Here is a 13676-nt window from a genome sequence, read left to right as displayed (position 1 = left end):
TGTGTTGAATAAAATACCAGTTACAGTGTTGAGTGGTTATTTAGGATCTGGAAAGACAACGCTGCTCAATAATATTTTGAAAAATAGAGAAGGATTAAAAATTGCAGTCATTGTAAATGATATGAGTGAAATTAATATAGATAAAGATTTAGTCATACAAGGCGGAGGTATTTCACGAACTGACGAAAAATTAGTAGAATTATCGAATGGCTGTATTTGCTGTACTTTAAGAGAAGACTTATTAATAGAAGTCGAAAAGATTGCTAAACGAGGAGATGTCGATCAAATCGTAATAGAATCAACTGGTATTTCAGAGCCGGTACCTGTTGCCCAAACTTTCTCATATATAGATGATGAATTAGGCATTGATTTAACTAGTATATGTCGTTTAGATACGATGGTTACAGTTGTAGATGCACATAGATTTGTTCATGATATGTATTCTGAAGATTTGTTGAAAGATAGAGACCAAGGCGTCAGTGAAGAAGATGAACGTTCTATTTCAGACTTGTTGATTGACCAAATTGAATTTTGTGATGTACTTATTTTAAATAAAGCTGATTTAGTAGAAGAAAAAGATTTAAAACAATTAGAAATCGTTTTGAAAAAGTTACAGCCTAAAGCGAAATTTATCAAGACGAGTTATGCAGATGTGCCGCTTCAAGAAGTACTTAATACAGGTTTATTTAATTTTGAAGATGCAAGTCAATCAGCTGGGTGGATTAAAGAATTAACAGAAGGTGGCCATGCACATCATACACCAGAAACTGAAGAATATGGTATTTCATCATTTGTCTACAAGAGAAGACTACCATTTCATGCGGAAAGATTTAATCAATGGATGGAAAATATGCCAACAAATATTATAAGAGCTAAAGGTATCGTGTGGTTAGCTCAATATAATCACGTAGCATGTCTATTTTCTCAGGCAGGTTCTTTTGTAAATATTCATCCAATTACATTCTGGGTTGATGCGATGGAAGAAGAAGCGAAACAAGAAATCTTTGCTTCTAGACCAGAAATTAAAGCTGATTGGGATCCAGAATATGGCGACAGAGAAACACAATTTGTCATTATCGGTAGTGATTTAAATAAAGAAGAAATTACAAAAGCATTAGATCAATGTTTATTAAATTCAGAAGAAATCGATGCAGATTGGACAAAGTTAAACGAACCTTACCAATGGCAACTATCAACAGTATAAGTTAAAAGCATGAGCATAAGTAACTGCTCATGCATTTTTTTATGCATAAAAATATCTACGACCTCCCAATATGAGATGCTTAATGTTATGATATTAAATAACTAAATTGTAACTAAAAAGGAGTCATTACAATGATATTAGAAACGGAAAGAATCAAACTCGTACCCCCAGCATATACATATCTTGAAAAATTATTTGAAGTGCACCATGATCCAGCAAATCAAAAATACAACCCAGCAGGTCCAGCAACAACAATAGAAGCTTTTAGAGAAACATTAGATCAATGGATTAAGCATTATGAAGACCATGGATTTGGATATTACTTCTTGATTAAGAAAGATCACTATCTCCCGTTTGGCGTATGTGGGTTGCAGTATAAAGAAATATTAGGACAAACATATTTGAACATTTACTATCGAATAGAAGCTGCAGAAACACAACAAGGACTCGTATCAGAAGCAAGTAGAAAAATAATCGAGCACGTCAAAGAATTAACAAATAACCAATATAAAATCGTAGCATTAACTAAAAAAGAAAACACACCTTCAATAAAGACAGCAGAAAAATTAGGATTTAAACATAATCCAGAACTAGATGATTACGACGGAGAAGGCAACGTTTATTACTTTAGTGAATAAGGAGTGGTGGGATGGAAGTAAGGTTACTAAATAAAAATGATGTAAATGCATTTAGAAGTCTTAGGTTACTAAGTTTGCAGACAGATCCATCTGCATTTGCGTCTTTATATGATATTGAAATAAACTATCCGATTAGTAAATTTGAACAGCGATTAGAATGTAGTGATACAAAATTTACTATGGGTGGATTTGAAGATGATAACCTAGTTTGTGTAGCTACTTTTTATAGAGAAGCGGTTAAGAAGATGTATCATAAAGGAAATTTAGTGGCGATGTATTGTCATCCTGATTATCGAGGTACAGGTATTGCTGAGAAAGTAGTCGATAAATTGATTATTGAAGTATCCAAGTTAACAGGTTTAAAATATATTGATTTAAGTGTCCTTTCTAATAATCAACGCGCAGTAGAATTTTATAATAAAGTCGGCTTTGACAAATATGCTACTGAACCAAATGCGATATTTGATGGAAAAGATTATTTTGATGAAGACATGATGAGATATGAAATAGAGTGAAGAAACTGGATTGAGAAATATGGACCGATAAAATAAATTACCGGTCCAGAAATGGGAAATACGGACCGATAAAAAAATTTACCGGTCCAGAAATGAAAAATATGGACCGATAAAAATAATTATCGGTCCAGAAACGAGATTACCAGTCCGATAAAAAAATTTATCGACCCGAAAACGAGATTTGCAGGCCGATAAAAAAATTATCGACCCGAAAACGGGATTTGTAGGCCGATAAAATAAAATATCGACCCGAAAACAGGATTACCAGGCCGATAAATAAAAATATCGACCCGAAAACGGGATTTGCAGGTCGATAAAATAAAATATCGACCCGAAAACGGGATTTGCAGGCCGATAAAATAAAAATATCGACCCGAAAAATGTAATAAGCTGAATTGTCCATAAGACGATTCAGCTTATTTTCATTTTCTCAGCTTCTACATACTACATAACAGTTCGTTATTGTTGCTATATTAAATTAATCGAACATAATCAATTGAATATTCAAAATATTATGATAGAATAAACACAATTAAACATTATCAAACAAGCAAAGGGGATTGATTTGATGAAAAATATTTATAAAGTGGGGATTTATGTATTAGTGTTAGCGTTATTTTTAGCTGGTTGTAGTAGTGGCGGGGATAGTGATGGTGCGAGTGGTGATTCAAAGGATACGCTACGTTTAATTGCACCGTCTGATTTAACGACATTAGATTCTAGCTTGGCTGTTGAAGCTGGTGCTTTTGAAGTGATGAATGCGACACAAGAGGGATTATATCGTTTAGACAAAGATGATAAGGCAGAACCAGCGATTGCAACTGGTGATCCTAAAAAATCAAATGATGGAAAGACTTGGACATTTAAATTAAGAAAAGACGCGAAATGGTCTAATGGAGATCCAATTACTGCGCATGATTTCGTTTATTCATGGAGAAGGGTTGTAGATCCAAAGACGGCATCAGAATATGCATACATCATGTATGATATTAAAAATGCCGAAGCGATTAACAAAAGTGAGAAAAAACCTGAAGAATTAGGTGTGAAAGCAATTGATGACCATACTTTACAGTTAACGCTCAATCAAGAGTTACCTTATTATAAAGAACTATTAACATTTGGAACATTTATGCCATTGAATGAAAAATTTGTTAAAAAGCAAGGCAGTAAGTATGGGACGACTGTTGATAAGACGTTATATAGTGGACCATTTGTAATGAAGAGTTGGAAAGTTGAAGATAATTACTCGCTTAAGAAAAACAAACATTATTGGGATAAAGATCATGTATCACTTAAAGGTATTAATTATAGAGTCATTAAAGACGAACAAACGGCACTCAATTTATATAATAATGATAAAGTGGATACAACGGAATTAAGTTCGCAAAACGTAGAATCTAACAAAGATAAAGAAGGCTTTGATACGAAGTTAGAATCTGCTACTTATTATATTCAAATTAATACGCAAACGAATAAAGACTTACAAAATAAAGATTTACGTGCTGCACTTGCACAAGCAATCGATAAAAAATCTTACGTAGAACATAATTTAAATGATGGTTCAAAACCGATAGATACATTTACACCTGAAAAAGTATTTACGAATGAGAAAAAAGAAGATTATAACAAGTTAGTCAATGCACCTTATACGTATGATGTTAAAAAAGCACAAGCTTCATTGAAAAAAGCTAAAAAAGCATTAGGTAAAGATAAAATAGATATAGAATTTTTAACATTTGATCAAGATAATGCTAAAAAAGATGCCGAGTATTTTAAAGAACAAGTTGAAAAACATTTACCTGGTGTAACGATGTCAATTAAACAACAACCGAACAAACAGAAAATAGCACTGACTAAAAAAGGTGATTATGATGTAGCAATTACAGGTTGGGGACCAGACTATCCAGATCCAATGACATTTTTAGATTTATTCCATAGTGAAACAACTAAAGGTGAAACGGGATATAATAATCCTGAATACGACAAAATTATCAACGAAGGTAAATCTTCATTACTTCAAGATCCAGACAAGAGATGGAAAGAACTCGCTAAAGGAGAAGAAATGTTATTGAATGATGCAATGGTTATCCCACTTTATCAAAAAGGTAAAGCGAGATTAACGAAAAAAGAAGTTCACGGACGTATCATTCATTACGTAGGTACGAAAGAGTACAAACATGTAAAATTAGATAGATAATTTATTTATTGCTAGGACATGATTCAATGTCCTAGCACTTTATTTTTTATAAAGTTGAGTATTCTTATAAGAATGGTTTTGTATAGTTTGAAAATTATGATAAGATATTCCCAATCATTAAATTACATATCATCATTGGAGGATTTTAAATGGATTACTATACTAGGGATTTGAAACGATCAGATATAGAAGATATTCATGCATATAATGCTTTACCTGAAGTGAGTCAGTATCAAGCATGGGAGCCACAAACATATGAAGAAACAGAAGCATTTGTTGAGATGTTATTAAATCGAGATGAGAACTGGATGTACAATGTCATAGTAGATGCAGAACATGATAAAGTCATTGGCGCAGTGCAATTAGTATGTGATACGAAAAATAAAAGCGGAGAACTTGGTTATATCGTTCATCCTGATTATTGGGGTAACGGCATCGCAACGGATATTGGTAGAACGATTATTAAATATGGTTTTAAAGTATTGAAGCTTAATAGAATTTGGGCATCAACAGATATTCGTAATACAGCATCTGAAATTGTACTACAAAAGCTAGGTATGAAACATGAAGCCATCTTAAGACAAGATACAAAGCTTAAAGATGGCTACAGAGATTCATTGATTTATAGTATTTTAAAAGAAGAATATTAAAATGAAACAACAAAAGGTTCAGTACGATTTAAACAGTACTCGAACCTTTCTTTGAATGTTTGTCGAGTAACCATATTCATAACCTCATCATAAGTAAAAAAGCCTACTTCTAAACTTTCGTCACTTGTTTGAAGTGTGCCACCTTTATAACGCGCTAAAAATAACGTGTTGACGATAGAACTTTTCGTATTTTGGAAAATACCACAAAATCTTATAATTTCGATATCAGCACCAGATTCTTCTTTAACTTCGCGAATTGCCGCATCATATAAAGGTTCACCCAATTCAACTTGACCTCCAGGCATTTCCCAACCACGTTTAGGACCTTTAATAAGTAATATTTTATCTTCGTCATTTAAGACAATACAAGCAGCTGAAACAATATGTTTTGGAACCATAAGTAACCTCCTGTGAAAATTAGATTCTATTTAATCAAAAGTCGTACAAATAATATTTTATGATTAAATGACTAAAATGTCATATAATTACCTTAAATGTATATAAATATACGTCATTTTATAAAGGGGAACTTTTATGCCTATTAAAGTAGAACAGTTGAATATAAATTTTGATTATGAAGGAGATAACTACGAAATACATCCTACACTTATCATCCAAGATGAAGAATTGACACTCGTTGATACAGGTTATCCAGGTTTCATGGATAAAATTGAACGAGAAATTAAGCGGTTAAATTACAATATAGAAAATTTGAAAAACATTATTATTACACATTATGATGATGACCACATCGGTGCGTTAAAAGCTTTTAAAGATAAATATCCTAATACACAAATTATAAGTAGCTTTGTAGAAGCCAAATATATAAGTGGATATGCTAAATCAGAAAGATTAATTCAAGCTGAAAATTTGTTAAATGAAATGTCAGAAGATGAAAAACCATATGGTGAAGCATTTGTTAATATGCTACAAGAATTAGAACATGTCGATGTTGATGTAGAAGTTACAAATGGGGCGCTCATATTAAATAATGAAGTGGAAGTTATAGCGACACCAGGACATACGTCAGGGCATATTTCATTATATATACAATCAGTCAATAGCGTCATTACTGGAGATGCTGTTGTGAAAGAAGGAGAGACTTTAAACGTTGCGAATCCTGAATATAGTATGAACTTAGAAGACGCGGAAAATTCCTTAAAGAAAATTAAAGATTTAAATGCTGATAAATATTATTGTTTCCACGGAGGATTGTTAGAGAAAGCTTGAAGATTATAAATCTATGATTTACACGTACACAAATGGGTATAATTTAGGACATGGTTATATTGTGAGGTGAGCGCATGATTAATATTATTCAAGCGATTGGTTCTATAGGGACCTTTATTATGGCGATTCTATATTTTATATCCGTCATGATTCAAATTCGCCAAATTAAAATATCATTTATTCCTTATTTGTCTTTTGATCAGATTATATTGGAGAAGAAACAAAGTGGTATTAAAGTGATGAATTTAACTTCGTCTGATCATGAATATTTAAATACGGCTTTTAAGCTATTAAATTTAGGCGGCGGTTCTGCTAAAAATATTGAAGTCGTCTTAAAGTTAAATGGCGATGAAGTGATACAACGTAAACGTATTAATATTTTACCTAATAATCAATTCTATTTAATTCCTCTTAACCAAAAAGTCTTTAATGAATTTAAGAAGACAATCGACAATCACTATATTGAAACGAATATGACAATTGAGTTAAAGTATGATGGTCAAGTTTCTAAAAAACGATCTTCCAATGAATATAGAATATCCATCGATGATTTTGTAAATATGGATGATAAAGATTTATATGAAATAACTTTTGAAAAATTAGAAGAATAAAGGTTTTACATAAACAGGTTTTGAAATTATTTTTAACCTGTTTTTTTAAGTGAAGCCATATATAAATAGGTCAATTATAGTTAATAATTATTTGATTTTGTACTATTATTTTGAATAATTCATGCTATGATGAAATTATTAATCATTTGTAGAGGAGAGAAAAAATGAGTAGTCTACTTTTTGCGTTATTATGGGTTGTTATTTCGATTGCCTTTATAACGACTTTGATTATTACAGTCGTTAAATATGCTAAAGAAAAACAGTATAGTAGCTATTTAGTGAGCACAATTCTACTATTTGTAATAGGTGTGATTAGTTTTGTATGTATATTTGTCAGTCTGTCATTCGATAAAGAATATTCATATAAACAATTATTTAAAGAAGATAAACCTAAAGCTGTTAAACATGTTTCTGACACACCTAAAAAAGATTTAAAAAATATCAAACTAGGTGATAAAATTATTGTTGATGGTCTAGAAGTGACCGTTACGAAAGCAGAAGTTGTTCAACCTGATGACGGTTATTCTTATTCACAAAATGGCAAAATTCTTAAAGTCACATATAAGTTCAAAAATTTAGAAAAAGATAAAAAATTAATCGATAATTCTAATTTTCAACTAACTATTGGTGGAGCGGTACAACCGCAATTTAATGGTATGAAAGATAATAAAGGTGGATTCCAACATCAACTTGATAAAGATGACAGCAAATCAAGTTATTTATACTATGATGTAGCTGACGCTGATAAATATGATGTTAAAATGAATTACGAAACTTCTAAGAAAACGTATAATGCTAATTGGCGTATAAATGATAAGGATATTAAAGATAATACGCCTAAAGAGAATCCAACTGAAGAAATCAATTCGACTCAAGAAGCGCCAACTTATGAGCAAAGAACGGTTCAACAACCTAACAATAACGCGGATGAAGAGAAGAAAAAAGCAGAAGCTGAGAAAAAACGTAAACAAGAAGAAGCGGATAAAGAGGCTAAAGAAAAAGCAGATAAAGAAGCAGCAGAGAAGAAAGCTGAAGAAGAAAAGGCAGCTAAAGAGGAAGAAGAAAAACGTCAAGAAGAAGCGGATAAAAAAGCTGAAGAAGCTGAACAAAAACAACAAGAAGCTGACGAAAAAGCAGCAGCAGAGCAGAAAAAACGTGATGAACAAGCAGCAGCTGAACGTGAAAAACAACAGCAACAACAAAGAGATCAAGAGGCACAAAGAGAGAAAGATCGTGCAGCTCAAGATGCAGCACAAAAAGCAAAAGAAAGATCAACAGAGCAAAGACAATCTCAAAATAATTCAAATGAACAAAAAGAACGTTAGTTAATCAAATGAACAATTTATGCGTAACATAAGAAAGAGGTAACCAAATGACGACAGTATATTTTAACCATGATGGTGGCGTAGATGATTTAATTTCATTATTTTTATTATTACAAATGGAAGATGTAAATTTGATTGGTGTAAGTGCAATTGGTGCAGATAGCTATGTAGAACCAGCAACAAATGCTTCTTGTAAAATCATTAATCGATTTTCATCACAAAAATTAAATGTTGCAGCTTCGAAAGAAAGAGGGAAAAATCCATTTCCTAAAGATTGGAGAATGCATGCCTTCTATGTAGATGCGATGCCAATGTTAAATGAAGATGTTGAAGTAAATTCTACAATTTCTGAAAAAGAAGCATATGAAGATATCATTGAAAAGGTAATGAATAGTTCTGAAAAGGTAACAATGCTGTTTACAGGACCATTAACAGATTTAGCTAAAAGTTTGAAAGTTGAACCAAGAATTGAAAGTCGTATTGAAAGAGTTGTATGGATGGGTGGCACATTGCTGAATAAAGGTAACGTTGAAGAACCTGAACATGATGGTACAGCTGAATGGAATGCTTTTTGGGATCCAGAAGCAGTAAAAACTGTTTTTGATACGCAATTACCGATTGATATTGTCGCATTAGAAAGCACGAATAAAGTACCTTTAACACCAGATGTACGTAAACGTTGGGCGAATGAAAGACAATATGAAGGTGTTGATTTCTTAGGTATATGTTATGCGCTTGTGCCACCATTAACGCATTTTGTAACAAATTCAACTTATTTCTTATGGGATGTATTAACAACAGCTTATGTAGGGAAACCTGAACTCGTTAAGAAAGAATCACAAAAAGTATCCGTCATTACAGATGGACCTAGTCAAGGTAGAACATTCAAAAGTGATGAAGGTAGAATGATCAATATCATTAATGATGTTGATAGAGATGGATTCTTTGATTACATGACAGATTTAGCTAAAAAGATATAACAAATAAGTACTTCATTCAGTGTCGTTAGGATAAAATAGCGAGCTGAATGAAGTTTTTTTATGAAAAAATTAAAATTTTAAATTGCATAATGATAGGGCTCAACACTGTTCAACTCATAAAATAGTGAATTTTCTGATTAAAACCATTTTATTAGGTTATATGATTATATAGACAAAATGGGGAGTGTTTATAATTATGAAATTTAAAAGAAAGAACGTTAATGTTGTCGACGCCAGTAAAACGAAAAAAACGGTCGTTGCAACAGGTATTGGTAATGCGATTGAGTGGTTTGACTTCGGTCTATACGCTCAACTAGCCGTCATTATCAGTATGAATTTCTTTGGGAATATGCCAAAAGAAATTCAGCTTGCATCAACATTTGCGGTATTTGCTTTTGCATTTATAGTAAGACCGATTGGTGGTATATTCTTTAGTCATTTAGGAGATAAACATGGTCGTAAAGTTGTCCTTTCAACTACAATTATTATGATGGCTTTATCTACACTTGCTTTAGGACTATTACCGACACAACACCAAATCGGTATTTGGGCACCAATTTTATTATTAATTATTAGAATGATTCAATCATTCTCTACTGGTGGTGAGTATGCCGGTGCAATGACTTATATTGCAGAAATATCACCAGATAAGACGAGAGGCAGACTCGGTAGTGGACTTGAAATCGGTACTTTATCAGGTAGTATTTTAGCCGCTGCTTTAGTAGGGATTATGTATGCTCTATTGAGTGATGATCAAATGGCAGCTTGGGGCTGGAGAATCCCATTCATTATAGCTGCACCTCTTGGTATTATAGGTGTCTATTTAAGAAATAATTTAGATGAAAGTCCAGCTTATGAAACAACACTTGAAGAGCAAGAAGAGCTTGAATACTCTTATAAAGATATCTTCAGAAAATATTGGAGAGATATCATTGTTTGTTTCGCAGGTGTAGCTTTCTTAAACGTTGCTAATTACATGGTATTATCATATATGCCGTCATTCTTAAATGGCACTTTAGATTTAGGTGGTACGATGAGTAGTATCTTAAGTACGTTAACGATGGCAGCAATGATACCAGCAGTATTCTTCTTTGGTTGGTACAGTGATAAAGTTGGGAATAAAAATACCATTTTATTTGGATTAATAGGATTTAGTTTATTCTCAGTATTAGCCTTCTGGTTAATGAGTATTCCTTCAATACCAATTGTTATTTTAGGACTATTTATCATTGCACTGTTTATGTCTACATTTGAAGGCGTTATGCCATCTGTATTACCAAGTATTTTCTATACAAAAGTGAGATTAAGAACATTATCACTTGTTTACAATATTGGTGCAGCGATATTTGGTGGTTTAACACCATTTATTTTAACAACTTTAGTCGAAACAACTGGTCAAAAAATTGCACCATCTTATTATTTAACATTGATTAATGTCGTTGGACTTGTCATTTTCTTATTTATGTTTAAGACAACGTCTAATAAATCATTAAGAGGATCATATCCTAATGTTGATAATAAAGAAGACTTACAAGAAGTTTATGAAAATCCGAAAGATGCACTATGGTGGAATCACGAAGAACCAAATAAATCATAAAAAAATAAAGGCTGAGACAAAATTTTGTCTCAGTCTTTATTTGTGTAACTTATATTTAATTAAACAGCTTCTACTTCTAAATTCACGTCAATATTTCCACGTGTTGCTTTAGAGTAAGGGCAGAAATCATGCGCTGCTTTTAAATATTTCTCTGCGTCTTCTTGAGATACGTTTTTTACTTTAGCGGCAATATCTACTTCTAATTTAGGACTTTCAGCATTTTCGTCATCAACTAAACGAACTGTTAACGTAACTTCTGGTTCAGCATCACGAACTTTGTTTTGTTTTAAAATTAAATCAAAAGCACCGTTGAAGCATGAAGCGTAACCTGCTGCGAAAAGTTGTTCTGGATTAGTGGCATTACCATCTGCTTGTTGTGGTGGTAATACATCTACATCGATTGCTTTATCGTCAGTGTAAACATGACCTTTACGTCCACCTGTGTTTGTAGCTTTTGTTTCATAATGAGTTGCCATAAAAAAATACCTCCTTTAAAGTATATTATCTGTTTACCCGTATATTATTTTTTAAATCATTTATAAATTATAAATTTTCATATATAAATTGTCGGAAATATGAAATAATATACAATATCAAAATAAGAGAGGTCACAACATGAAAGCAATCTTAATAGGTGTCTTGGCAGCTTTATTTTTTGCAGTTACATTTGTCGTTAATCATATGATGGCTAATGATGGTGGAAGTTGGTATTTCAGTTCCTCTTTACGTTTTATTTTTATGCTGCCATTTTTATATTTGTTTGTATTAATCAAAGGAAGGACAAAATTTGTTTTAAAGCATATTCAACAAGAGAAAAAGGTTTGGTTCATATGGAGTGCAGTTGGGTTTGTATTATTTTATGTACCAATAACTTTTTCAGCAGAGTATAGCCCAGGGTGGTTGATTTCAGGTACTTGGCAAATAACAATTATTTGCGGTATGATTCTCGCGCCATTATTTGTAGAAACAGTTGTTATAAATGGTAAAGAAACAATCGTTAGACATAAAATTCCATGGCGTTCATTATTGATTTCAAGCATTATGTTTATCGGTATTATCATTATCCAAATTCCTCAAGCAAATGAAATTAAATTAAATTTATTTTTATTAGGTTTCTTACCGATTTTAATTGCAGCCTTTAGTTATCCTTTAGGAAATAGAAAAATGATGCAAGTTGTAAATGGTGAGCTTGGTACTATTGAACGAGTATTTGGTATGACGTTAGTCACATTGCCTATTTGGGTAGTCATTTTTATTGTTGGTGTACTTAAAGAAGGATTACCTTCTTCTAGTCAAGTTGTACAAGCATTTATCGTCGCACTATTTTCGGGCATTATCGCAACAATTCTATTTTTCTATGCTACAAATATTGTGAAAGATAACCAAGAACAATTAGCAGCCGTTGAAGCAACACAGTCATTAGAAGTTGTATTTGCCATTATTGGTGAAATGATTCTCCTAGGCTTACCGTTACCAAATGGTCTAAGTATGGTAGGTGTAGCACTCATTATAATAGGTATGTGTATATATAGTTTTATCGATCATATTTCTATTGGTAAAATTTTCAAAAAATCATGAAGTGAGATGTTTAAAAATCCTTTTACAGGGTAAAATATATACGAATGGTCAATCATTCAATAAAGTTTAATGAAGGGTGATATAAAATGGCAGACGAAAGCAAATTCGAACAAGCAAAAGGTAACATTAAAGAAACAGTTGGTAATGCAACAGATAACAAAGACTTAGAAACTGAAGGTAAAAAAGATAAAGCTTCAGGTAAAGCTAAAGAAGCAGTAGAAAATGTTAAAGATAAAGCGAACGAAGTAATCGATAAATTTAAGAAATAATACATTTTCTAATTTATTTAAAGCATAAGAAAAGCCATTAGACACGTTGACTGTCTAATGGCTTTTTATTTACTTTACATCGTCTTTATCGATTTCCCATTTCATTTTGTAACGTTTATCAGATGAACGTAATTGTAATTGTACGTCATATTGATCCGCTTCAGGAACATCGTAGTATACATAACCAGTATCAGATTCTCCAGGTTTTAGACTGAATGAGAATCCATCATTTTTGTCATTCATACCATAGTATTTTGAAACTCTGCTTCCATCAGCAGTAACACCGAAGTTAGCATCTCCAACGATTAGGCTAGAGTTATTAATATTTTCAAGTTTGTAGTTAACTTTTAATATTTTATCTTTTAAAGGTTTAGTTCCGTCAGATGGTGGAGTAACAAATTCTGCTCTTTCAACTGTAATCTTTGTACCGATTGCACTAATCCCGTTACCAACTGATGTTTGTCTATCGATGATAGATGAATCATTATCATCTTCATCTGTTTTTTCTTCAGTTGTAGATTCTTCAGTAGTAGACTCTTCAGTCGTTTCTTCCTCAGTAGACTCCTCAGTTGTTTCTTCTTCTGTTGAGTTTTCTTCAGTAGAATTATCTTCAGTTTTGTTTGTGAACTCATCGATTTGGTCTTTAATTGGACCAGCAGCGCATGCACCTAAAATAACAGCTAAAATAATGAATATAACTAAACATCCACCACAGCCGAATAACCAAGGTTTCATACTAGAGCCATTGCCGTCTCCCGATTGTTGTTGCTGATTGTTACCATTTGTTTCGTTAAATGGATTATTTTGTTGTTCTGAGGTGTTCTGATTAAAAGGATTCTGATCTGATTGATTAGAATTAGCCATAATATTTCCCCCTTATTC

General features: G+C 32.3%; 15 protein-coding genes. 12 read left to right on the top strand and 3 right to left on the bottom strand.

Annotation, left to right across the window (positions count from 1 at the left end; translation table 11 throughout):
- Positions 1–4: 4 nt before the first annotated feature.
- The 5 genes from LQ622_RS06070 to LQ622_RS06050 all read left to right on the top strand — a co-directional run bounded on the left by LQ622_RS06070 (position 5) and on the right by LQ622_RS06050 (position 5204).
- Complete coding sequence (locus tag LQ622_RS06070; protein WP_239774761.1) at positions 5–1204, top strand: GTP-binding protein; 1200 nt, start codon at positions 5–7, stop codon at positions 1202–1204.
- A gap of 131 nt (positions 1205–1335) precedes the next feature.
- Positions 1336–1842, top strand: coding sequence for a GNAT family N-acetyltransferase (locus LQ622_RS06065; RefSeq protein WP_239774760.1), 507 nt, complete (start codon positions 1336–1338; stop codon positions 1840–1842).
- Between the two features lie 11 nt (positions 1843–1853).
- Positions 1854–2357 carry a GNAT family N-acetyltransferase gene (locus LQ622_RS06060; RefSeq protein WP_239774759.1) on the top strand — a complete coding sequence of 168 codons (504 nt, stop codon included), beginning with the start codon at positions 1854–1856 and terminating at the stop codon, positions 2355–2357.
- Positions 2358–2925: 568 nt separating this feature from the next.
- Entirely contained in the window at positions 2926–4554 is a 1629-nt protein-coding gene (locus tag LQ622_RS06055) for a peptide ABC transporter substrate-binding protein (RefSeq protein ID WP_239774758.1), read from the top strand.
- A 149-nt stretch (positions 4555–4703) separates the two neighbouring features.
- Positions 4704–5204, top strand: a complete 501-nt coding sequence (locus LQ622_RS06050; protein ID WP_204169753.1) for a GNAT family N-acetyltransferase — start codon at positions 4704–4706, stop codon at positions 5202–5204.
- Here LQ622_RS06050 and LQ622_RS06045 read toward each other — a convergent pair.
- Positions 5201–5602: an NUDIX hydrolase gene (locus LQ622_RS06045; protein WP_239774757.1), complete on the bottom strand. Its 402-nt coding sequence runs from the start codon at positions 5600–5602 to the stop codon at positions 5201–5203. The genes LQ622_RS06050 and LQ622_RS06045 overlap by 4 nt on opposite strands.
- A gap of 142 nt (positions 5603–5744) precedes the next feature.
- Here LQ622_RS06045 and LQ622_RS06040 point away from each other — a divergent pair, with 142 nt between their 5' ends.
- The 5 genes from LQ622_RS06040 (at position 5745) to LQ622_RS06020 (ending at position 10947) form a co-directional block, all read left to right on the top strand.
- Positions 5745–6434, top strand: a complete 690-nt coding sequence (locus LQ622_RS06040; protein ID WP_239774871.1) for an MBL fold metallo-hydrolase — start codon at positions 5745–5747, stop codon at positions 6432–6434.
- 74 nt (positions 6435–6508) lie between these two features.
- Positions 6509–7045, top strand: a complete 537-nt coding sequence (locus LQ622_RS06035; RefSeq protein WP_126476611.1) for a hypothetical protein — start codon at positions 6509–6511, stop codon at positions 7043–7045.
- Positions 7046–7209: 164 nt separating this feature from the next.
- Complete coding sequence (locus LQ622_RS06030) at positions 7210–8370, top strand: DUF4352 domain-containing protein (protein WP_204188821.1); 1161 nt, start codon at positions 7210–7212, stop codon at positions 8368–8370.
- A gap of 47 nt (positions 8371–8417) precedes the next feature.
- The gene (locus LQ622_RS06025; protein ID WP_037588803.1) at positions 8418–9350 is read left to right on the top strand and encodes a nucleoside hydrolase; all 933 of its coding nucleotides are present in this window, start codon (positions 8418–8420) and stop codon (positions 9348–9350) included.
- A gap of 196 nt (positions 9351–9546) precedes the next feature.
- Complete coding sequence (locus tag LQ622_RS06020; RefSeq protein ID WP_037588804.1) at positions 9547–10947, top strand: MFS transporter; 1401 nt, start codon at positions 9547–9549, stop codon at positions 10945–10947.
- A 59-nt stretch (positions 10948–11006) separates the two neighbouring features.
- Here LQ622_RS06020 and LQ622_RS06015 read toward each other — a convergent pair whose 3' ends face one another.
- On the bottom strand, positions 11007–11423 hold the full coding sequence (locus LQ622_RS06015; protein ID WP_025904358.1) for an organic hydroperoxide resistance protein: 417 nt from the start codon (positions 11421–11423) through the stop codon (positions 11007–11009).
- A gap of 139 nt (positions 11424–11562) precedes the next feature.
- On the opposite strand from LQ622_RS06015, the gene LQ622_RS06010 reads away from it, so the two are divergent.
- Together LQ622_RS06010 and LQ622_RS06005 are read left to right on the top strand one after the other, a co-directional pair.
- A complete protein-coding gene (locus LQ622_RS06010; protein WP_204255679.1) occupies positions 11563–12525 on the top strand; it encodes a DMT family transporter in 963 nt (320 codons plus the stop codon).
- 86 nt (positions 12526–12611) lie between these two features.
- Complete coding sequence (locus LQ622_RS06005; protein WP_037588806.1) at positions 12612–12794, top strand: CsbD family protein; 183 nt, start codon at positions 12612–12614, stop codon at positions 12792–12794.
- A 69-nt stretch (positions 12795–12863) separates the two neighbouring features.
- Here LQ622_RS06005 and LQ622_RS06000 read toward each other — a convergent pair whose 3' ends face one another.
- Positions 12864–13658, bottom strand: a complete 795-nt coding sequence (locus LQ622_RS06000) for a DUF4352 domain-containing protein (RefSeq protein WP_126476607.1) — start codon at positions 13656–13658, stop codon at positions 12864–12866.
- Positions 13659–13676: the final 18 nt, after the last annotated feature.

This window comes from Mammaliicoccus sp. N-M50, from assembly GCF_022386995.1.
Lineage (GTDB): Bacteria > Bacillota > Bacilli > Staphylococcales > Staphylococcaceae > Mammaliicoccus > Mammaliicoccus sciuri_A.
Note: the sequence above shows the minus strand (reverse complement) of the source record. Positions and strands in the feature narration are given on the sequence as shown.